Source organism: Enterobacter sp. 22452 (assembly GCF_052045065.1).
Classification (GTDB): Bacteria; Pseudomonadota; Gammaproteobacteria; order Enterobacterales; family Enterobacteriaceae; genus Enterobacter; species Enterobacter mori.
Window position 1 is genome coordinate 190,683 of the sequence record NZ_JBQEOB010000005.1, and the last position, 18,706, is coordinate 209,388.

Annotated in this window: 23 protein-coding genes; 18 read left to right on the top strand and 5 right to left on the bottom strand. The window is 55.8% G+C overall.

Features of this window, described 5'->3' with window-relative positions; all coding sequences use genetic code 11:
- Positions 1-75: 75 nt before the first annotated feature.
- Positions 76-219: a hypothetical protein gene (locus tag ACTJJA_RS15980; RefSeq protein ID WP_419716700.1), complete on the bottom strand. Its 144-nt coding sequence runs from the start codon at positions 217-219 to the stop codon at positions 76-78.
- 424 nt (positions 220-643) lie between these two features.
- Here ACTJJA_RS15980 and metK point away from each other — a divergent pair, with 424 nt between their 5' ends.
- The 8 genes from metK to ruvX all read left to right on the top strand — a co-directional run bounded on the left by metK (position 644) and on the right by ruvX (position 7,799).
- Complete coding sequence (metK, locus tag ACTJJA_RS15985) at positions 644-1,798, top strand: methionine adenosyltransferase (RefSeq protein WP_010435443.1); 1,155 nt, start codon at positions 644-646, stop codon at positions 1,796-1,798.
- 444 nt (positions 1,799-2,242) lie between these two features.
- Positions 2,243-3,640 (top strand): galactose/proton symporter, encoded by a 1,398-nt coding sequence (gene galP / locus ACTJJA_RS15990; protein ID WP_089599979.1) that lies wholly within the window; start codon positions 2,243-2,245, stop codon positions 3,638-3,640.
- A 58-nt stretch (positions 3,641-3,698) separates the two neighbouring features.
- A complete protein-coding gene (locus tag ACTJJA_RS15995) occupies positions 3,699-4,196 on the top strand; it encodes a SprT family zinc-dependent metalloprotease (RefSeq protein WP_061097110.1) in 498 nt (165 codons plus the stop codon).
- Between the two features lie 94 nt (positions 4,197-4,290).
- Positions 4,291-4,998: a deoxyribonuclease I gene (gene endA, locus ACTJJA_RS16000; RefSeq protein WP_238458881.1), complete on the top strand. Its 708-nt coding sequence runs from the start codon at positions 4,291-4,293 to the stop codon at positions 4,996-4,998.
- 51 nt (positions 4,999-5,049) lie between these two features.
- Positions 5,050-5,781, top strand: coding sequence for a 16S rRNA (uracil(1498)-N(3))-methyltransferase (gene rsmE / locus ACTJJA_RS16005; protein ID WP_010435451.1), 732 nt, complete (start codon positions 5,050-5,052; stop codon positions 5,779-5,781).
- Positions 5,782-5,800: 19 nt separating this feature from the next.
- Positions 5,801-6,748, top strand: coding sequence for a glutathione synthase (gene gshB / locus ACTJJA_RS16010; RefSeq protein WP_440668642.1), 948 nt, complete (start codon positions 5,801-5,803; stop codon positions 6,746-6,748).
- Positions 6,749-6,822: 74 nt separating this feature from the next.
- Entirely contained in the window at positions 6,823-7,383 is a 561-nt protein-coding gene (locus ACTJJA_RS16015) for a YqgE/AlgH family protein (RefSeq protein ID WP_010435456.1), read from the top strand.
- Positions 7,383-7,799, top strand: coding sequence for a Holliday junction resolvase RuvX (gene ruvX / locus ACTJJA_RS16020; RefSeq protein ID WP_006811925.1), 417 nt, complete (start codon positions 7,383-7,385; stop codon positions 7,797-7,799). Before ACTJJA_RS16015 ends, ruvX begins: the two co-directional genes overlap by 1 nt.
- A gap of 10 nt (positions 7,800-7,809) precedes the next feature.
- Here the strand turns inward: ruvX and ACTJJA_RS16025 are convergent, their stop codons facing one another.
- Positions 7,810-8,790 carry a type IV pilus twitching motility protein PilT gene (locus tag ACTJJA_RS16025; protein WP_440668643.1) on the bottom strand — a complete coding sequence of 327 codons (981 nt, stop codon included), beginning with the start codon at positions 8,788-8,790 and terminating at the stop codon, positions 7,810-7,812.
- Positions 8,791-8,807: 17 nt separating this feature from the next.
- On the opposite strand from ACTJJA_RS16025, the gene ACTJJA_RS16030 reads away from it, so the two are divergent.
- The 6 genes from ACTJJA_RS16030 to ACTJJA_RS16055 all read left to right on the top strand — a co-directional run bounded on the left by ACTJJA_RS16030 (position 8,808) and on the right by ACTJJA_RS16055 (position 12,548).
- Positions 8,808-9,509: a YggS family pyridoxal phosphate-dependent enzyme gene (locus tag ACTJJA_RS16030; RefSeq protein ID WP_182401476.1), complete on the top strand. Its 702-nt coding sequence runs from the start codon at positions 8,808-8,810 to the stop codon at positions 9,507-9,509.
- Positions 9,510-9,530: 21 nt separating this feature from the next.
- Positions 9,531-10,097, top strand: a complete 567-nt coding sequence (locus tag ACTJJA_RS16035) for a YggT family protein (RefSeq protein ID WP_010435467.1) — start codon at positions 9,531-9,533, stop codon at positions 10,095-10,097.
- Positions 10,094-10,390 carry a DUF167 family protein YggU gene (gene yggU / locus ACTJJA_RS16040; protein ID WP_120158660.1) on the top strand — a complete coding sequence of 99 codons (297 nt, stop codon included), beginning with the start codon at positions 10,094-10,096 and terminating at the stop codon, positions 10,388-10,390. Before ACTJJA_RS16035 ends, yggU begins: the two co-directional genes overlap by 4 nt.
- A gap of 3 nt (positions 10,391-10,393) precedes the next feature.
- Positions 10,394-10,987: an XTP/dITP diphosphatase gene (locus tag ACTJJA_RS16045; RefSeq protein WP_233002830.1), complete on the top strand. Its 594-nt coding sequence runs from the start codon at positions 10,394-10,396 to the stop codon at positions 10,985-10,987.
- Entirely contained in the window at positions 10,980-12,122 is a 1,143-nt protein-coding gene (hemW, locus tag ACTJJA_RS16050; RefSeq protein WP_440668644.1) for a radical SAM family heme chaperone HemW, read from the top strand. Before ACTJJA_RS16045 ends, hemW begins: the two co-directional genes overlap by 8 nt.
- Positions 12,123-12,185: 63 nt before the next feature.
- Complete coding sequence (locus ACTJJA_RS16055; RefSeq protein ID WP_089599967.1) at positions 12,186-12,548, top strand: endonuclease domain-containing protein; 363 nt, start codon at positions 12,186-12,188, stop codon at positions 12,546-12,548.
- A 61-nt stretch (positions 12,549-12,609) separates the two neighbouring features.
- On the opposite strand, the gene ACTJJA_RS16060 is transcribed toward ACTJJA_RS16055, so the two are convergent.
- From ACTJJA_RS16060 to trmB, 3 genes are read right to left on the bottom strand one after another with little or no spacing between them, the layout of a single operon-like run.
- A complete protein-coding gene (locus ACTJJA_RS16060; RefSeq protein WP_440668645.1) occupies positions 12,610-13,326 on the bottom strand; it encodes a DUF2884 domain-containing protein in 717 nt (238 codons plus the stop codon).
- A gap of 57 nt (positions 13,327-13,383) precedes the next feature.
- Positions 13,384-13,710 carry a YggL family protein gene (locus ACTJJA_RS16065; protein ID WP_010435485.1) on the bottom strand — a complete coding sequence of 109 codons (327 nt, stop codon included), beginning with the start codon at positions 13,708-13,710 and terminating at the stop codon, positions 13,384-13,386.
- Positions 13,710-14,429, bottom strand: coding sequence for a tRNA (guanosine(46)-N7)-methyltransferase TrmB (trmB, locus tag ACTJJA_RS16070; RefSeq protein ID WP_089599965.1), 720 nt, complete (start codon positions 14,427-14,429; stop codon positions 13,710-13,712). Before trmB ends, ACTJJA_RS16065 begins: the two co-directional genes overlap by 1 nt.
- 144 nt (positions 14,430-14,573) lie before the next feature.
- Here trmB and mutY point away from each other — a divergent pair, with 144 nt between their 5' ends.
- From mutY to ACTJJA_RS16090, 4 genes are all read left to right on the top strand, one after another.
- Positions 14,574-15,626: an A/G-specific adenine glycosylase gene (gene mutY / locus ACTJJA_RS16075; protein WP_440668646.1), complete on the top strand. Its 1,053-nt coding sequence runs from the start codon at positions 14,574-14,576 to the stop codon at positions 15,624-15,626.
- A 26-nt stretch (positions 15,627-15,652) separates the two neighbouring features.
- Positions 15,653-15,925: an oxidative damage protection protein gene (locus tag ACTJJA_RS16080; RefSeq protein WP_023309138.1), complete on the top strand. Its 273-nt coding sequence runs from the start codon at positions 15,653-15,655 to the stop codon at positions 15,923-15,925.
- A gap of 124 nt (positions 15,926-16,049) precedes the next feature.
- Positions 16,050-17,126 carry a membrane-bound lytic murein transglycosylase MltC gene (mltC, locus tag ACTJJA_RS16085; protein ID WP_348579436.1) on the top strand — a complete coding sequence of 359 codons (1,077 nt, stop codon included), beginning with the start codon at positions 16,050-16,052 and terminating at the stop codon, positions 17,124-17,126.
- A 280-nt stretch (positions 17,127-17,406) separates the two neighbouring features.
- On the top strand, positions 17,407-18,663 hold the full coding sequence (locus ACTJJA_RS16090) for a nucleoside permease (RefSeq protein WP_089599962.1): 1,257 nt from the start codon (positions 17,407-17,409) through the stop codon (positions 18,661-18,663).
- The last annotated feature ends 43 nt before the right edge of the window (positions 18,664-18,706 follow it).

Consider the following 18,706-nt stretch of genomic DNA (forward strand, 5'->3'; position numbering starts at 1 on the left):
CCGAACTCTGTATGACAAGGTTCGGCGAAACCACGAGAAAACTCTTGTATTAACAAGAGCGCCCTTGTTCAGTTGTCACAGAGCGTAACCGGCCCTGGGATCCTGAGAAGCGCCGAGATGGGTATAACATCGGCAGGTTTGCAGACTAGAAATGCGGGTTGCGGGAATCAACTGCGCGCCAGAACGGCTGCGCTGAATTAGCGGAAAACGATGGTTCATTATCTCGTATCACCTCCACGGCCGCCTCTGCTGAAACGGACCACAAGCCAAAGCTAAATGTTCACTGCTTAACCCGGCTGGAAGTGGCGACACGATGAGGTCATCGAGCGCTTTTTTGTATGAGCCGCGTGCCGCGTTTTATACCGAGAAGGTGGGGAAAATGCAAAACAAAAATGCTTGGGTTGCCAGTGCCGTCAGGAAATATTTCCAGCTTTGTTTTCAACGCAGTGAGAGGTAAGTCAAAAAAAACTGGAAATCGGGTGAAGAAGTGACCTAAAATGGACGTCCAGATGTTAATCCATCTATACTGATTAACACTCAGACTGCCAGTGTCAAAAACCTGCAGGCCTTGGTAGAATACTCTCCTTTGGCTATTCCACACAGCAGTTCGAGCTAACCAAATTCCTCTTAGGTGAAATAAAACATGGCAAAACACCTGTTTACGTCCGAGTCCGTATCAGAAGGACATCCTGATAAAATTGCTGACCAAATCTCCGATGCGGTGCTGGATGCGATCCTTGCCCAGGATCCTAAAGCGCGCGTAGCGTGTGAAACCTATGTCAAAACCGGCATGGTTCTGGTCGGCGGTGAGATCACCACCAGCGCATGGGTTGATATCGAAGAGATCACCCGTAACACGGTGCGTGAGATCGGCTATGTACATTCTGATATGGGCTTTGATGCCAACTCTTGCGCGGTACTGAGCGCCATCGGCAAACAGTCCCCGGACATCAACCAGGGCGTTGACCGCGCCGATCCACTGGAGCAGGGCGCGGGCGACCAGGGCCTGATGTTCGGCTACGCAACTAACGAAACCGACGTGCTGATGCCAGCACCGGTTACCTACGCACACCGTCTGGTGCAGCGTCAGGCTGAAGTGCGTAAAAACGGCACCCTGCCATGGCTGCGTCCGGATGCGAAAAGCCAGGTCACCTTCCAGTATGACGACGGTAAAATCGTTGGCATTGATGCGGTAGTTCTGTCCACTCAGCATTCTGAAGATATCGATCAGAAATCGCTGCAGGAAGCCGTGATGGAAGAGATCATCAAGCCGGTTCTGCCAACCGAATGGCTGAGCTCTGCAACCAAATTCTTCATCAACCCAACCGGACGCTTTGTTATCGGCGGCCCAATGGGCGACTGCGGCCTGACCGGCCGTAAAATCATCGTGGATACCTACGGCGGCATGGCGCGTCACGGCGGCGGTGCATTCTCCGGTAAAGACCCGTCTAAAGTTGACCGTTCTGCCGCGTACGCTGCACGTTATGTTGCGAAAAACATCGTTGCTGCTGGCCTGGCTGACCGCTGTGAGATTCAGGTTTCCTACGCAATCGGCGTGGCTGAACCGACCTCCATCATGGTGGAAACTTTCGGTACTGAGAAAGTGCCTTCAGAACAGCTGACCCTGCTGGTGCGCGAGTTCTTCGACCTGCGTCCATACGGCCTGATTCAGATGCTGGATCTGCTGCACCCAATCTACAAAGAAACCGCTGCATACGGTCACTTTGGTCGCGAACATTTCCCATGGGAAAAAACCGACAAAGCCGCCCTGCTGCGTGAGGCTGCCGGTCTGAAGTAATCGACTGACAGCTGCTTCATAAAAGGCCAGCCTTCGGGCTGGCCTTTTGCATTTGTGCGGTCATCTTTGCCCGGCGGTGCTTCGCTTGCGCGGGCCTACGGTTTTTGAGGTGTTTGTAGGCCGGGTCAGGCGCAGCCGCCACCCGGCTCAAAGCCACACCATTTGAAACCGCTTACACCATGCCCAATATATCCCGCTTTCAGAATAATCTCTTTGCTTGATCGCCTTTCTTCTGCTGTTACATTTCATTTCAGTTAAGTCTGAAATTCAAACAAACGCGATGCGCGTCACCTCATTTACCTCTATATTTTCAAAGCGTTAATTATCTTTACGGTTGCACGTTAGTGTAACCGATTACACCAATGTGATTTGTCTCACATATTTTTACGGGTCACTCACCTACCCTTAACATCGACAAAACTGATAAATCAAATGGAGGGCATAATGCCTGACAATAATAAACAAGGGCGTACGTCCAACAAGGCGATGACATTCTTCGTCTGCTTCCTCGCCGCCCTGGCAGGATTACTTTTTGGCCTGGATATCGGCGTGATTGCCGGCGCACTTCCCTTCATCGCAGACGAGTTCCAGATTACCGCGCATACCCAGGAATGGGTGGTCAGCTCCATGATGTTTGGTGCGGCAGTCGGTGCCGTTGGCAGCGGCTGGCTCTCCTTCAAGCTCGGGCGCAAAAAGAGCCTGATGATCGGCGCGATCCTGTTCGTTGCCGGTTCACTCTTCTCTGCCGCTGCCCCTAACGTTGAAGTGCTCATTCTTTCCCGCGTTTTGCTGGGTTTGGCTGTCGGCGTCGCTTCCTATACCGCGCCGCTGTATCTTTCCGAAATCGCGCCGGAGAAAATCCGCGGCAGCATGATTTCCATGTACCAACTGATGATCACCATCGGTATTCTGGGTGCTTACCTTTCCGATACCGCGTTTAGCTACAGCGGCGCATGGCGCTGGATGCTCGGCGTGATCATCATCCCGGCCATTCTGCTGCTGATTGGCGTCTTCTTCCTGCCGGACAGCCCGCGCTGGTTTGCCGCAAAACGCCGCTTCGTTGATGCTGAACGCGTGCTGCTCCGCCTGCGCGATACCAGCGCCGAGGCGAAAAACGAGCTGGAAGAGATCCGCGAAAGCCTGAAGGTGAAACAGTCCGGCTGGGCGCTGTTTAAAGAGAACAGCAACTTCCGCCGCGCGGTGTTCCTCGGCGTGCTTCTGCAGGTGATGCAGCAGTTCACCGGGATGAACGTCATCATGTACTACGCGCCAAAAATCTTCGAACTGGCGGGTTATACCAACACGACCGAGCAGATGTGGGGCACCGTTATTGTCGGCCTGACCAACGTGCTGGCGACCTTTATCGCCATCGGACTGGTGGACCGTTGGGGGCGTAAGCCTACCCTGACGCTGGGCTTCCTGGTGATGGCCGTCGGCATGGGCGTGCTGGGCACCATGATGCATGTGGGCATTCACTCTCCAACCGCCCAGTACTTCGCGGTGGCGATGCTGCTGATGTTTATCGTCGGGTTTGCAATGAGCGCCGGTCCGCTGATTTGGGTGCTGTGCTCCGAGATCCAGCCGCTGAAAGGGCGTGATTTTGGTATCACCTGCTCCACCGCGACTAACTGGATTGCCAATATGATCGTCGGCGCAACGTTCCTGACCATGCTCAATACCCTGGGCAATGCCAACACCTTCTGGGTCTACGCCGGTCTGAACCTGTTCTTTATTGTTCTGACTATCTGGCTGGTTCCAGAAACCAAACACGTTTCACTTGAACACATTGAACGTAACCTGATGAAAGGTCGTCCGCTGCGCGAAATCGGCGCACACGACTAATTCTCTGGCGGGAGGTGCCCCTTGCACCTCCCCGCTTCGCGCTTTATGCTCTGCCCCTATGAAAGCTCCCCGTCTCCCCATCGCCATTCAGCAAGCCGTTATGCGCAGCCTGCGGGAAAAACTCGCCCAGGCCAACCTGAAGCTCGGCCGCAACTATCCTGAACCGAAGCTGGTTTATCAGCAGCGTGGAACCGCAGCAGGCACCGCCTGGCTGGAATCGTATGAGATCCGCCTGAACCCGGTGCTGATGATGGAAAACCAGCAGGCGTTTATTGAGGAAGTGGTGCCGCACGAGCTGGCGCATCTTCTGGTGTGGAAGCACTTTGGCCGCGTAGCGCCGCACGGGAAAGAGTGGAAGTGGATGATGGAAGCCGTGCTCGGCGTTCCGGCTCGCCGCACGCATCAGTTCGAACTGGAATCAGTACGTCGCAATACATTTCCCTACCGCTGCCGGTGCCAGCAGCACCAGCTCACCGTCCGCCGCCATAACCGCGTGGTGCGCGGCGAGGCAACCTACCGCTGCGTAAAATGCGGCGAACCGCTGGTCGCCGAATAATTATCCGAACTTTCAGGAACTTTCCTGATCTGACTGATTGCATACGGGAACAACATTCGTTACGTTTCGGGCTTGTTTTGACACGGAGTGTAAGATGTCCCGTAATGTTTCTCTCGCGGTTGCCCTTCTGGCGACGGCGCTCTCCGGCCATGCTCTGGCCGACGGTATCAACAGTTTCTCTCAGGCCAAAGCCGCTGGCGTGAAGGTGAACGCTGATGTTCCGGGTGATTTCTACTGCGGCTGTAAAATTAACTGGCAGGGTAAAAAAGGGGTCGTTGACCTCGAATCCTGCGGCTATAAGGTGCGTAAAAATGAAAACCGCGCCAGCCGCATTGAATGGGAACATGTCGTCCCGGCGTGGCAGTTTGGCCACCAGCGCCAGTGCTGGCAGGATGGCGGGCGTAAAAACTGTTCCAAAGATCCGGTTTATCGCCAGATGGAAAGCGATATGCACAACCTGCAGCCTGCGGTTGGCGAAGTGAACGGTGACCGCGGCAACTTTATGTACAGCCAGTGGAACGGTGGCGAAGGCCAGTACGGTCAGTGCGGCATGAAGGTGGATTTCAAAGAGAAAGTCGCCGAGCCCCCTGCCCGCGCGCGCGGCAGCATCGCCCGTACCTACTTCTATATGCGTGACCGTTATGACCTCAACCTTTCACGCCAGCAGACGCAGCTGTTCAATGCCTGGAACAAGCAGTACCCGGTAACCGAGTGGGAATGCCAGCGCGACGAGCGCATCGCCAAAGTCCAGGGGAATCACAACCCTTACGTCCAGCGGGCTTGCCAGGCGCAAAAGAGCTAACCTACACTACGGCAATTCGCTTATATCGCATGACATATGGAATTTCTGACTATGCGCATTCCCCGCATTTACCATCCTGAACTGATTACCGCAGGCCGCGAAATCGCCCTGTCTGATGACGCCGCCAACCACGTTGGCCGCGTGCTGCGCATGGGTGCAGGTCAGGCCATCCAGCTGTTCGACGGATCGAACCAGGTTTTCGACGCGGAAATCACGCGGTCTGATAAAAAAAGCGTGCACGTTAACGTGCTGCGTGGCGAAGTGGATGACCGGGAATCGCCGCTGCACATTCATCTGGGCCAGGTGATGTCGCGCGGTGAGAAAATGGAATTCACCATTCAGAAATCCATTGAACTGGGTGTAAGCCTCATTACGCCACTTTTTTCTGAACGCTGTGGCGTTAAACTGGATGCGGAACGTCTGAACAAAAAGATCCAGCAGTGGCAGAAAATTGCCATTGCGGCGTGCGAACAGAGTGGCCGCAACCGTATCCCGGAGATCCGCCCGGCGATGGACCTGGAAGACTGGTGTGCAGAAGAGGACAGCGGGCTGAAGCTCAATCTTCATCCGCGCGCCAGCGCCAGCATCAATACGCTGCCATTGCCCGTCGAGCGCGTACGCCTGCTGATTGGCCCCGAAGGCGGCCTGTCAGCGGACGAAATTGCGATGACGGCACGTTACCAGTTTACTGATATTCTGTTGGGACCTCGCGTTCTGCGCACTGAGACAACGGCACTCACGGCCATTACCGCGCTACAGGTACGGTTTGGCGATCTGGGTTGAAGTAATAACGGAGAAGAACATGATCAAGCTCGGCATCGTGATGGACCCCATCGCAAACATTAACATCAAGAAAGATTCCAGCTTCGCCATGCTGCTGGAAGCGCAGCGTCGCGGCTATGAACTCCACTATATGGAGATGAACGATCTTTACCTGATTAACGGTGAAGCGCGCGCACGTACCCGCATCGTTAACGTCGAGCAGAACTACGACAAATGGTACGAATTCGGCACCGAGCAGGACATTCCCCTGGCCGACCTCAACGTTATCCTGATGCGTAAAGATCCGCCGTTTGATACCGAATACATCTACAGCACCTACATCCTTGAGCGTGCTGAAGAGAAAGGCACGCTGATCGTCAACAAGCCGCAGAGCCTGCGCGACTGTAACGAGAAGCTCTACACCGCCTGGTTCTCTGACCTGACGCCGGAAACGCTGGTGACCCGCAGCAAGGCGCAGCTGAAAGCGTTCTGGCAGAAGCACGGCGATATCATCATGAAACCACTGGACGGCATGGGCGGCGCGTCGATTTTCCGCGTGAAAGAAGGCGACCCGAACATTGGCGTAATTGCCGAAACCCTCACCGAGCTGGGCACGCGTTACTGCATGGCGCAGAACTACATTCCGGCGATCAAAGACGGCGATAAGCGCGTGCTGGTCGTAGATGGCGAACCGGTACCTTACTGCCTGGCGCGTATTCCTCAGGGTGGCGAAACCCGCGGTAATCTGGCCGCCGGTGGCCGTGGTGAACCCCGTCCGCTGACCGAAAGCGACTGGGAAATTGCCCGCCGCGTCGGCCCGACGCTGAAAGCCAAAGGCCTGATCTTCGTTGGGCTGGATATCATCGGCGATCGCCTGACCGAAGTGAACGTCACCAGCCCGACCTGCATCCGTGAAATCGAAGCGGAGTTCCCGATCTCGATCACCGGAATGCTGATGGACGCTATCGAAAAACGTTTACAGAAATAATCTGTGACAGCGCCCAGGTTTATCCCCATACTGGGCGCTGTCGCTTTTTAAACCAGGAAACAGTACCTCTGACAATGAATTTACAGCATCACTTTCTTATTGCCATGCCTGCTCTCCAGGATCCGATTTTCCGCCGCGCCGTGGTTTATATTTGCGAATACAACGAAGACGGTGCCATGGGGATTATCATCAACAAGCCGCTGGAAAACCTGCAGGTTGAAGGAATTCTGGACAAGCTGAAAATCACCGCTGAAGCGCGTCTCCCGGAGATCCGTCTCGATAAACCGGTGATGCTGGGTGGCCCGCTCGCGGAAGATCGTGGTTTTATCCTGCATACGCCGCCGGTCTTCTCTTCCAGTATTCGTATCTCCGACAACACCGTAGTCACGACCTCTCGCGACGTGCTTGAAACGTTGGGCACTGCCGAGCAGCCTTCCGAAGTACTTGTCGCGCTGGGCTACTCCTCGTGGGAGAAAGGCCAGCTTGAACAAGAGATACTGGATAACGCGTGGCTGACCGCACCTGCCGATATGAACATCCTGTTTAAAACGCCTATCGCCGATCGCTGGCGTGACGCGGCGAAACTGATTGGCATCGATATTCTGACCATGCCAGGCGTAGCGGGGCACGCGTAATGAGCGGAACGCTTCTGGCCTTCGATTTTGGTACCAAAAGCATCGGCGTCGCCGTTGGTCAGCGCATCACAGGCACGGCGCGCCCGTTGACGGCACTCAAGGCCAATGACGGCACGCCGGACTGGAACCTTATCGAGCGCCTGCTTAAAGAGTGGCAGCCGGACGACGTGATTGTGGGCTTGCCGCTGAACATGGACGGCACCGAACAGCCGCTCACCGCCCGCGCGCGTAAGTTCGCTAACAAAATTCATGGCCGCTTTGGCGTGTCGGTAAAGCTCCACGATGAACGCCTGAGTACCGTCGAAGCGCGCGCAGGCCTGTTTGAGCACGGTGGTTTCCGGGCGCTGAACAAAGGCAGCGTCGACTCCGCCTCAGCCGTCATCATTCTCGAAAGCTATTTCGAACAAGGTTACTGAGCACCGGGGCCTACAGCCGCCCCTGCGCCCGCCTTTCCGCCAGACTCTGCTCAAAGTTCTGCATTCCCGCCTGCTGACCGGTTTGTATGATGCCGGGTAATTGCCACGTCTTCCCTTCACGAATGAGATTCGCCGCCGCCGGGGTGTTCACCAGCAGTTCATATAGCGCCACGCGTCCGCCCTGCACGTCCTGAAGCAGTTTTTGCGCCAGTACAGCGCGAAGGCTGCCTGCCAGCTGGTTACGCACCGGATCTTTCTCCTGCGCCGGGAAGGTATCCACCAGCCGTTCAATCGCCTGCGAAGCGCCGCGCGTATGCAGCGTTGCCAGCACCAGGTGCCCGGTTTCGGCCGCCGTCAGCGCAAGGCGGATGGTTTCGCTGTCGCGCAGCTCTCCCAACAGAATAACGTCCGGATCTTCACGCAGCGCACTGCGCAGCGCCTCGGCAAAGGAGAGGCTGTGCTGACCCATCTCCCGCTGTTGTATCAGGCAGCGTTCACTCTGGTACATAAACTCCACCGGATCTTCGAGCGTCAGTATGTGGCCGTCAGTGTGATGGTTGAGAAAATCCACCATCGCCGCGAGCGTCGTGGATTTTCCGCTACCGGTCGCACCCGTCACCAGAATCAACCCGCTGTCGCTGGAGAGCAGTTCCGGGATAGCCCTGGGCACACCCAGTGCAGAAAGCTGCGGGCACGCGAGCGGCAACAGCCGCAAGGCGATCGACACCCCTTTCATATGCGTAAACGCACTGCCGCGAAGACGCTGATTGCCTGTGAGCGTGACGGCAAAGTCTACCTGTCCGTTTGCCCACCACGCGCCCTGCTGTTCATCGTTGAGCCAGGTTTTTAACAGCGCCTCAACGTCGGGGGCCGGAAACGGGGCCGGTTCAAGGCGGCCTAATCTGCGCCAGCGCGGCGGTGAATCACTGCACAGGTGTAGATCGGAGACGTTATGCTTTACACTAAGGGCCACAATTTCTTCCACATCCATAGACTACTCCTCGGAAAATGAACGACATTGCGCATAACCTGGCACAGGTCCGGGACAAAATCTCAGCCGCTGCAACGCGTTGCGGCCGTGCTTCAGAAGAAATTACCCTGCTTGCAGTCAGCAAAACGAAGCCTGCGAGCGCCATCGCAGAAGCGATAGCGGCAGGCCACCGGGCGTTTGGCGAAAACTACGTGCAGGAAGGCGTGGATAAAATTCGCTCCTTCCAGGAGCAGGGGAATTCGGATCTGCAGTGGCACTTTATCGGCCCGCTGCAGTCGAACAAAAGCCGTCTGGTGGCAGAGCATTTCGACTGGTGCCATACCGTTGACCGACTGCGCATTGCTACCCGTCTGAACGACCAGCGGCCCGCAGAGATGCCCGCGCTTAACGTGCTGATTCAAATCAACATCAGTGATGAAAACAGCAAGTCCGGCATTGCGCTGAGCGAGCTGGATGCACTGGCAGAAGAAGTCGCCGCCCTGCCGCGTTTAACCCTGCGTGGGCTGATGGCAATTCCGGCGCCTGAGTCAAGTTATGAAAGGCAGTTTGCCGTGGCACAGCAAATGGCTGTAGCATTTGAGGCGCTTAAAGCGCGCTATGAAACGGTAGACACGCTTTCACTGGGCATGTCGGATGATATGGAAGCCGCCATCGCGGCAGGCAGCACTATGGTGCGCATCGGCACGGCAATTTTCGGTGCGCGCGACTACTCAAAATAATAAGGAAACCTGAGGAACGCCATGAAGACGTTGACTTTCCTGCTCTCAACGGTGCTTGAGCTGTATACGATGGCGCTTTTACTGCGCGTCTGGATGCAGTGGGCCCGCTGTGATTTTTACAATCCGTTTTCCCAGTTTGTCGTGAAAATCACGCAACCTGTTGTCGGGCCGCTGCGCCGTATTATTCCGGCGATGGGTCCCATCGACAGTTCGTCTCTGCTGGTGGCGTTTATTCTGAGCGTTATCAAAGCGATCGTGCTGTTTATGGTCATCACCTTCCAGCCGATTATCTGGATTGCTGCGGTCCTGATTCTGGTCAAAACCGTCGGGTTGCTGATCTTCTGGGTGCTGCTGGTGATGGCGATAATGAGCTGGGTAAGCCAGGGCCGTAGTCCGGTTGAATATGCGCTGATCCAACTGGCCGAACCGCTGCTGCGCCCTATTCGCAACCTGCTGCCTTCGATGGGCGGTATTGATTTCTCGCCGATGATCCTGGTACTGCTGCTGTATGTGGTTAACATGGGTATCGCCGAGCTGTTACAGTCCACGGGCAACATGCTGCTGCCGGGGCTGTGGATGGCGCTATGAGTGCCGTAAGCACCTGCGCTGACGGGCTGGTTTTGCGGTTGTATATTCAGCCGAAAGCCAGCCGTGACAGTATTGTTGGGCTGCATGGCGACGAGTTGAAAGTCGCCATCACCGCCCCGCCGGTTGACGGCCAGGCGAACGCGCATCTGACCAAATATCTGGCAAAACAGTTTCGCGTCGCCAAAAGCCAGGTCATCATTGAAAAAGGTGAACTTGGGCGGCATAAACAGGTAAAAATCCTCAATCCGCAAGCAATCCCGACGGAAGTCGCGGCTCTGACAGAACAGGACTAAACCATGCAGAAAGTTGTTCTCGCGACCGGTAACGCCGGTAAAGTGCGCGAGCTGGCCTCGCTATTAAATGATTTTGGGCTGGACGTGGTCGCCCAGACCGAGCTTGGCGTCGAGTCCGCCGAAGAGACGGGCCTGACGTTTATCGAAAACGCGATCCTGAAAGCGCGCCACGCCGCACAGGTCACCGGCCTGCCCGCGATTGCCGATGACTCCGGCCTGGCCGTGGATTTTCTCGGCGGAGCGCCGGGGATTTACTCTGCACGCTATTCCGGCGTGGACGCCACCGACCAGCAGAATCTGGAAAAGCTGCTTGTCGCACTGAAAAACGTACCGGACGAACAGCGCACCGCGCAGTTCCACTGCGTACTGGTTTATATGCGTCATGCGGAAGACCCGACGCCTATCGTCTGCCATGGCAGCTGGCCAGGCGTGATTACCCGTGAAGCAGCGGGCAACGGTGGCTTTGGCTACGACCCGATCTTCTTTGTCCCGACCGAGGGCAAAACCGCCGCGGAACTGACCCGCGAAGAGAAAAGCGCGATTTCCCACCGTGGACGCGCACTGAAACTGTTACTGGAAGCGTTACGTAATGGCTAATTTGCCACCACTGAGTCTTTATATTCACATCCCGTGGTGCGTGCAGAAATGCCCGTACTGCGATTTCAACTCGCACGCGCTGAAGGGTGAAGTGCCGCATGATGACTACGTTGCGCATCTGCTGGCCGACCTGGACGCCGATGTCGCTTACGCACAGGGACGTGAAGTTAAGACCATTTTCATTGGTGGCGGTACGCCGAGCCTGCTTTCAGGCCCGGCAATGCAAACGCTGCTGGACGGCGTGCGTGCGCGTCTGAACCTGGCAGCGGATGCTGAAATTACGATGGAAGCCAACCCCGGCACCGTTGAGGCCGACCGTTTTGTCGACTATCAGCGTGCGGGCGTGAACCGCATCTCCATCGGCGTGCAGAGCTTTAGCGAGCCGAAACTGAAACGTCTGGGCCGCATTCACGGCCCGGAAGAGGCGAAGCGCGCGGCGAACCTGGCGACCGGGCTTAATCTTCGCAGCTTTAACCTGGATTTAATGCACGGCCTGCCGGATCAGTCGCTGGAAGAGGCGCTGGATGACCTGCGTCAGGCGATCGAACTGAACCCGCCGCACCTGTCATGGTATCAGCTCACCATCGAGCCAAACACGCTGTTTGGCTCGCGCCCGCCGGCGCTACCGGATGACGACGCGCTGTGGGATATCTTCGAGCAGGGCCACAGGCTTCTGACCGCTGCGGGCTATCAGCAGTATGAAACCTCCGCCTACGCGAAGCCGGGCTATCAGTGTCAGCATAACCTGAACTACTGGCGGTTTGGCGACTATCTGGGGATTGGCTGCGGCGCGCACGGCAAGGTGACCTTCCCGGACGGGCGCATACTGCGCACCGCTAAGACCCGACACCCGCGTGGATATATGGAAGGCCGCTATCTGGAGCGTCAGCACGACGTCGAGGCGGCGGATAAGCCGTTTGAGTTCTTCATGAACCGCTTACGTCTGCTGGAAGCCGCGCCGCGCGCGGAGTTTGCGTTGTACACCGGGCTGCCGGAATCGGTGATTCGCCCGCAGATCGACGAGGCGCTGGCGCAGGGGTATCTGACCGAGTGTGATGCGTTCTGGCAGATCACCGAGCACGGCAAATTGTTCTTAAACTCCCTTCTTGAGCTGTTCCTCACCGAAGATTCCTGAAGGCTGATTCAGGATTTTGCATCCCGTTCTGCCGGCTGAGGGAAAGGCTGGCAGAGTGTGGGGATGGAAATTATTCGTTCATACGCAAAGCAGCTCAGACGCGAGCTCACACAGGAAGAAAGACGGCTATGGTATTTATTACGCAGCCGCCGCTTCGAAAATTATAAATTTCGTCGTCAACATCCGGTAGGTCACTACATTCTCGATTTCGCCTGCTGCGCAGCTCGTCTGGCCGTTGAGCTGGATGGCGGGCAACATGATGAAAAGCAGGAATACGATCGTCAAAGAACGTGCTGGCTTAATGAGAAAGATTGGCATGTCATTCGTTTCTGGAACAACGAACTCTGGGATAACGAAGAGGCGGTATTAGAAAAGATCCTTGAGACACTGCAAATGCTACAACCCTCACCCCGGCCCTCTCCCTGAAAGAGAGAGGGAGCAAACCATTCCCTCGCCCCTTTGGGGAGAGGGTTAGGGTGAGGGGAAATTACTTCAGCGTCCCCACCAGCGCCTTCCGGCTATCCTCCAGCGACACCACGCGTTTACACACGTCTTTGCCGAACTGCTGGAAATCATCTTCCTGGTTTTTCCACTCGTTCTGAATCGACGTCTGCAAGCCGCCAAGGCTACCCAGCACGCCCTGCAGCGGGTTACCGCCGCCTTTCAGCACGGCTTTCGCCCCCATCTCGTTGATGCTGTCCTGCAGGATGCCGCCCATCGCCTGATTCACCAGTTGCTGCCCGTCAGCACGGACCTGATCAATCGCCTTGTAGTGGAACGTCAGACCATCGGTACGATTTTCGATAATCCGGTTCATCTGTTCTTTAAGCTGCTTGTCCAGCTTGGTCAGACGGGTGCGCATATTGCTGCTCTCACCCACCTCTTTGGTAATGATCTTATCCAGCGCCACGCGGCTTTTCTCAACGCGCGTCAGCGCGCCGTCGTTAATCCACGGCAGGGCAGTACGCAGCTCGGCCTGGTAATCCTTCGCCTGCTCGCGCTGCGCGGCAGTCAGGTTTTGCGGCTTGCCGTTAAACGTTACGCTGCCATCCGGCGTAATCACCAGATTGCCGTTCTCGCCTTTGACCTGCACGGTTTGCGGGCTTAATACCACGTCGTCACGCGGGGTGACGCTACATTTATACTCCGCATGGGCGGTGGATCCGATTGCCATTAAAGCAACAGCCAGCAACGTTTTGCGCATCTTTAACACTCCCTCAGACAAAATGGGCCAGCTAATGCTGGCCCTGTACTTGCTTTATTAGTCCCACCAAACGTCGAAAAGTTCGCTGATGCGGACATCTTCCAGTTTGTGGTCTTCAAGCCATTTGCGTACCAGCGCCTGATGTTCTTCGGTGCATTTACCGACTTCCTGGGTGCAGATCAGACCTTCCCACGCCAGATAGCCGCTACCGTCGAAGGCCAGCTTGTTTGGCTCGATCACATCATTGATGAACGCGTCAACGTCCTGATCGATCTGCTCAACGCTGGTGCCTTCCGGGAAACGCCAGGCAACAGAGAAGCCCACTTCCTGGAATTCTTCGATGTGCATCTTTTTACGCAGACGACGGCTACGATTCTTTGCCATTATTTCACCCTCTCGAACATTAAGTCCCATACACCGTGACCAAGACGATGGCCACGCTGTTCAAATTTTGTCACCGGACGTGAATCCGGACGCGGTACATAGTCGTTGCTTTCAGACTGGTTTTTATAGCCGTCCAGCGAGGACATCACTTCCAGCATATGTTCCGCATAAGGTTCCCAGTCGGTCGCCATGTGGAAGACGCCGCCCAGTTTTAACTTACTTTTCAGCAGCTCGGCAAACGGTGCCTGAACGATACGGCGTTTATTATGACGTGCTTTGTGCCACGGGTCAGGGAAAAAGAGCTGAACCATGTTCAAAGAATTGTCAGGAATCATTTTGTGCAGCACTTCCACCGCGTCGTGACACATGACGCGCAGGTTCTCAACGCCCTCTTCGTGGGCCGTTGCCAGGCATGCACCGACGCCCGGCGAGTGTACTTCGATACCGAGGAAGTTCTGCTCCGGTCGCGCTTTCGCCATGGTCACCAGCGAGGTGCCCATACCAAAACCGATCTCCAGCGTCACAGGCGCTTCTCGGCCAAACAGGTCGGCGAAGTCGACAGGCTGTTCAGTGAACTCAACGCCCATCACCGGCCAGTAGTTGTCCAGCGCATGTTGCTGCCCTTTTGTCAGGCGGCCCTGACGGCGGACAAAGCTGCGAATACGGCGCAGCGGGCGACCGTTTTCATCAAATTCCGGTGAAATGACGTCGTTTTTCATAAAAGAGTTGTCTGCTTGTGAGAGTGTTCGGGAAACGGGCATTATCCAAAGTTAAGGCTTCTATGCAAGCATGGGAAAGATCCGGTTTACAGCAGATTGACGCTGTGCTGCAATCTGCGTCCCTGATTATGTGAATCGATGACCATGCAAGCCTCTCAATTTTCAGCCCAGGTGCTGGACTGGTACGACAAATACGGGCGTAAAACCCTGCCCTGGCAAATTGAAAAAACGCCTTACAAAGTATGGCTCTCCGAGGTGATGTTGCAACAAACGCAGGTCGCCACGGTCATTCCTTACTTCGAGCGTTTTATGGCGCGCTTCCCGACGGTCATCGATCTGGCAAACGCGCCATTAGACGAAGTGCTGCACCTGTGGACAGGCCTGGGCTATTACGCCCGCGCGCGTAATCTTCACAAGGCCGCGCAGCAGGTCGCGACGCGCCATAACGGTAAATTCCCGGAAACCTTTGACGAGGTGGCCGATCTCCCCGGAGTCGGGCGCTCCACCGCAGGCGCGATTCTTTCCCTTTCATTAGGCAAGCATTTCCCGATCCTCGACGGCAACGTGAAGCGCGTGCTGGCACGCTGCTATGCCGTCGACGGCTGGCCGGGTAAGAAAGACGTAGAAAAACGCCTTTGGGAGATCAGCGAAGCGGTCACCCCGGCGAACGGGGTGGAGCGTTTTAACCAGGCGATGATGGATCTCGGCGCGATGGTCTGCACGCGCTCAAAACCAAAATGCGAACTCTGCCCGGTGAATAATCTCTGCGTGGCGTATGCCAACCATTCGTGGGCGCAGTATCCCGGTAAGAGACCCAAACAGACGCTGCCGGAGCGCACCGGCTATATGCTGCTGATGCAACACGGCGATGAGGTGTTCCTTGCCCAGCGTCCGCCGAGCGGTCTGTGGGGCGGTCTATACTGCTTCCCACAGTTTGAAAATGAAGATTTGTTGCGTGAATGGCTTAAACAGCGCGGAATAGCCGCCGATAACCTGACGCAGCAGACGGCGTTTCGCCACACCTTCAGCCATTTCCATCTGGATATTGTGCCCATGTGGCTTCCCGTGTCCTCATTCACCTCGTGCATGGATGAAGGCACCGCTCTCTGGTATAACTTAGCGCAACCGCCTTCAGTCGGGCTGGCGGCTCCCGTGGAGCGCCTGTTACAACAATTACGTGCCGGTGCAATGGTTTAGCATCGGCAAGAAAAAGAGGAATGAGTATGGCCAGAACGATTTTTTGTACTTTCCTGCAGCGTGACGCTGAAGGCCAGGACTTCCAGCTTTATCCGGGCGACCTGGGTAAACGCATCTACAATGAAATCTCCAAAGAAGCCTGGGGACAGTGGCAGAAAAAGCAGACCATGCTGATCAACGAGAAAAAACTCAGCATGATGAACCCGGAGCACCGCAAGCTGCTGGAGCAGGAGATGGTGAGCTTCCTGTTCGAAGGTAAAGACGTGCACATCGAAGGCTATACGCCGCCGGAAAAATAATTTCGTGCCGCTGTTGCCCGGCGGCGCTTCGCTTGCACGGGCCTACGGTTTTGTAGGCCGGATAAGCGCAGCGCCACCCGGCGAAAGCCACGACTAAGCAAACACAACACGCACTCCCGGAATGATGAAAAAACTTTTAGCGCTAGCTCTTGTTGCGCCGTTGCTGGTCTCTTGTTCTTCCAAAAAAGGCGATGATTACAACGAAGCCTGGGTTAAGGACACCAACGGTTTTGACATTTTGATGGGGCAGTTTGCCCACAACATCGAAAACATATGGGGATTTAACGAAGTTCTTATCGCCGGACCTAAGGACTACGTTAAGTACACCGACGCCTATCAGACCCGAAGCCACATCAACTTTGATGAGGGTACGATCACGGTTGAAACCATCGCAGGCACTGACCCTGCTGCGCGCCTGCGTCAGGCGATTATCAAAACCCTGCTGATGGGTGACGATCCGGGCTCTATCGATCTCTACTCCGACGCTGACGACATTACTATTTCCAAAGAGCCGTTCCTGTACGGCCAGGTTGTCGATCAGACCGGTCAGCCGATCCGCTGGGAAGGCCGCGCCACGAACTTCGCGGATTATCTGCTGCAAACGCGCCTGAAAAGCCGCTCGAACGGCCTGAAGATCATCTACAGCATCACCATCAACCTGGTGCCGAACCACCTCGACAAGCGTGCGCATAAGTACATTGGGATGGTGCGTCAGGCGTCCCGTAAGTACGGCGTGGATGAGTCGCTGATCCTGGCGATTATGCAGACCGAATCTTCATTCAACCCGTACGCGGTAAGCCGCTCCGACGCGCTGGGGCTGATGCAGGTTGTGCAGCACAGCGCCGGTAAAGACGTCTTCCGCTCGCAGGGTAAATCCGGCACGCCGAGCCGCAGCTATCTGTTCGACCCGCAGAGCAACATCGATACCGGCACCGCCTATCTGGCGATGCTGAATAATGTATACCTGGGCGGAATTGATAACCCAACGTCGCGCCGCTATGCGGTGATCACCGCCTATAACGGCGGTGCGGGCAGCGTGCTGCGCGTCTTCTCCAGCGATAAGGTGCAGGCCGCGAACATCATCAACAGCATGGCGCCGGGGGATGTCTACTCAACCCTCACCACCCGCCACCCGTCTGCGGAATCCCGCCGCTATCTGTATAAGGTGAATACGGCGCAGAAGAACTATCGTCGTCGCTAGAACTATCCCTCACCCTGCCCTCTCCCAGAGGGAGAGGGTATTCAAGTTCCCTCTCCCTCTGGGAGAGGGTTAGGGTGAGGGGGCATCATGCCGCACTCACTCACCCCATCCATACGAAAATGTTATTTGCATCACAATCCAAACTGCAAATTAATGTGGATTGCATTTTTTTGCGGGAGGTAACAAAACATATCGTTGCCAACTGATAGAATTGCATCAAATAACAACCCTGAATGTTCCCAAAACAACATATCTCCCGCTCACTTGTGAGGAAAGTAACATGAACCTTAAGCTGCAGCTTAAAATTTTGTCGTTTCTGCAGTTCTGCCTGTGGGGTAGCTGGCTGACCACACTCGGCTCCTATATGTTTGTGACGCTCAAGTTCGATGGTGCGTCTATCGGTGCCGTATACAGTTCGCTGGGTATCGCGGCTGTCTTCATGCCAACGCTGCTCGGTATCGTGGCGGATAAATGGTTAAGTGCGAAATGGCTGTACATGCTTTGCCATCTGGTGGGTGCGGGGACGCTGTTTATGGCGGCCGAAGTGACCACGCCGGGGGCGATGTTCATGGTGATCCTGCTTAACTCGCTGGCCTATATGCCAACGCTTGGCCTGATCAACACCATCTCCTACCACCGCATCAAGTCTGCGGGCATGGATATCGTGACCGACTTCCCGCCAATCCGTATCTGGGGCACCATCGGCTTTATCATGGCGATGTGGGGCGTGAGCTTCGCGGGCTTTGAGCTGAGCCACATGCAGCTCTATATCGGCGCGGTGCTCTCCGTGGTGCTGGCCGTGTTTACCCTGACGCTGCCGCACATTCCGGTATCAAACCAGCAGAAAAACCAGAGCTGGAGCGCCATGCTCGGCCTGGACGCGTTCGCGCTGTTTAAAAACAGACGCATGGCGATCTTCTTTATCTTCTCCATGCTGCTGGGCGCAGAGCTGCAGATCACCAACATGTTCGGCAACACCTTCCTGCACAGCTTCGATAACAACCCGCTGTTTGCCGGAAGCTTTATCGTCGAGCACGCGTCGGTGATGATGTCCATCTCTCAGATCTCTGAGACGCTGTTCATCCTGACCATCCCGTTCTTCCTGAGCCGCTACGGCATCAAAAACGTCATGCTGATCAGTATCGCTGCATGGATGCTGCGCTTCGGCCTGTTCGCCTACGGTGACCCAAGCGCGTTCGGTACCGTGCTGCTGGTACTGTCGATGATCGTTTACGGCTGCGCCTTCGACTTCTTCAACATCTCCGGTTCGGTGTTTGTGGAAAAAGAGGTGAAGCCTGAAATCCGCGCCAGCGCGCAGGGCATGTTCCTGATGATGACCAACGGCTTCGGCTGTATTCTGGGCGGCGTGGTGAGCGGTAAAGTGGTTGAGATGTACACCACCAACGGCATCACCGACTGGCAGCCCGTGTGGCTGATCTTCGCCGCGTACTCGCTGGTGCTGTTCTTCGCGTTTATCGCGCTGTTCAAGTACAAGCACGTGCGTGAACCACACGGTGCGCAGCCGATCGCGCATTAATCCTTGATGACTTTTGCCCGGTGGCGGCTTCGCCTTACCGGGC

What these genes read in the sequence shown, in the direction of transcription:
- ACTJJA_RS15980 (WP_419716700.1), bottom strand. Translation starts at nt 219, where the DNA reads ATGAACCATCGTTTTCCGCTAATTCAGCGCAGCCGTTCTGGCGCGCAG.
- metK (WP_010435443.1), top strand. Translation starts at nt 644, where the DNA reads ATGGCAAAACACCTGTTTACGTCCGAGTCCGTATCAGAAGGACATCCT.
- galP (WP_089599979.1), top strand. Translation starts at nt 2,243, where the DNA reads ATGCCTGACAATAATAAACAAGGGCGTACGTCCAACAAGGCGATGACA.
- ACTJJA_RS15995 (WP_061097110.1), top strand. Translation starts at nt 3,699, where the DNA reads ATGAAAGCTCCCCGTCTCCCCATCGCCATTCAGCAAGCCGTTATGCGC.
- endA (WP_238458881.1), top strand. Translation starts at nt 4,291, where the DNA reads ATGTCCCGTAATGTTTCTCTCGCGGTTGCCCTTCTGGCGACGGCGCTC.
- rsmE (WP_010435451.1), top strand. Translation starts at nt 5,050, where the DNA reads ATGCGCATTCCCCGCATTTACCATCCTGAACTGATTACCGCAGGCCGC.
- gshB (WP_440668642.1), top strand. Translation starts at nt 5,801, where the DNA reads ATGATCAAGCTCGGCATCGTGATGGACCCCATCGCAAACATTAACATC.
- ACTJJA_RS16015 (WP_010435456.1), top strand. Translation starts at nt 6,823, where the DNA reads ATGAATTTACAGCATCACTTTCTTATTGCCATGCCTGCTCTCCAGGAT.
- ruvX (WP_006811925.1), top strand. Translation starts at nt 7,383, where the DNA reads ATGAGCGGAACGCTTCTGGCCTTCGATTTTGGTACCAAAAGCATCGGC.
- ACTJJA_RS16025 (WP_440668643.1), bottom strand. Translation starts at nt 8,790, where the DNA reads ATGGATGTGGAAGAAATTGTGGCCCTTAGTGTAAAGCATAACGTCTCC.
- ACTJJA_RS16030 (WP_182401476.1), top strand. Translation starts at nt 8,808, where the DNA reads ATGAACGACATTGCGCATAACCTGGCACAGGTCCGGGACAAAATCTCA.
- ACTJJA_RS16035 (WP_010435467.1), top strand. Translation starts at nt 9,531, where the DNA reads ATGAAGACGTTGACTTTCCTGCTCTCAACGGTGCTTGAGCTGTATACG.
- yggU (WP_120158660.1), top strand. Translation starts at nt 10,094, where the DNA reads ATGAGTGCCGTAAGCACCTGCGCTGACGGGCTGGTTTTGCGGTTGTAT.
- ACTJJA_RS16045 (WP_233002830.1), top strand. Translation starts at nt 10,394, where the DNA reads ATGCAGAAAGTTGTTCTCGCGACCGGTAACGCCGGTAAAGTGCGCGAG.
- hemW (WP_440668644.1), top strand. Translation starts at nt 10,980, where the DNA reads ATGGCTAATTTGCCACCACTGAGTCTTTATATTCACATCCCGTGGTGC.
- ACTJJA_RS16055 (WP_089599967.1), top strand. Translation starts at nt 12,186, where the DNA reads ATGGAAATTATTCGTTCATACGCAAAGCAGCTCAGACGCGAGCTCACA.
- ACTJJA_RS16060 (WP_440668645.1), bottom strand. Translation starts at nt 13,326, where the DNA reads ATGCGCAAAACGTTGCTGGCTGTTGCTTTAATGGCAATCGGATCCACC.
- ACTJJA_RS16065 (WP_010435485.1), bottom strand. Translation starts at nt 13,710, where the DNA reads ATGGCAAAGAATCGTAGCCGTCGTCTGCGTAAAAAGATGCACATCGAA.
- trmB (WP_089599965.1), bottom strand. Translation starts at nt 14,429, where the DNA reads ATGAAAAACGACGTCATTTCACCGGAATTTGATGAAAACGGTCGCCCG.
- mutY (WP_440668646.1), top strand. Translation starts at nt 14,574, where the DNA reads ATGCAAGCCTCTCAATTTTCAGCCCAGGTGCTGGACTGGTACGACAAA.
- ACTJJA_RS16080 (WP_023309138.1), top strand. Translation starts at nt 15,653, where the DNA reads ATGGCCAGAACGATTTTTTGTACTTTCCTGCAGCGTGACGCTGAAGGC.
- mltC (WP_348579436.1), top strand. Translation starts at nt 16,050, where the DNA reads ATGAAAAAACTTTTAGCGCTAGCTCTTGTTGCGCCGTTGCTGGTCTCT.
- ACTJJA_RS16090 (WP_089599962.1), top strand. Translation starts at nt 17,407, where the DNA reads ATGAACCTTAAGCTGCAGCTTAAAATTTTGTCGTTTCTGCAGTTCTGC.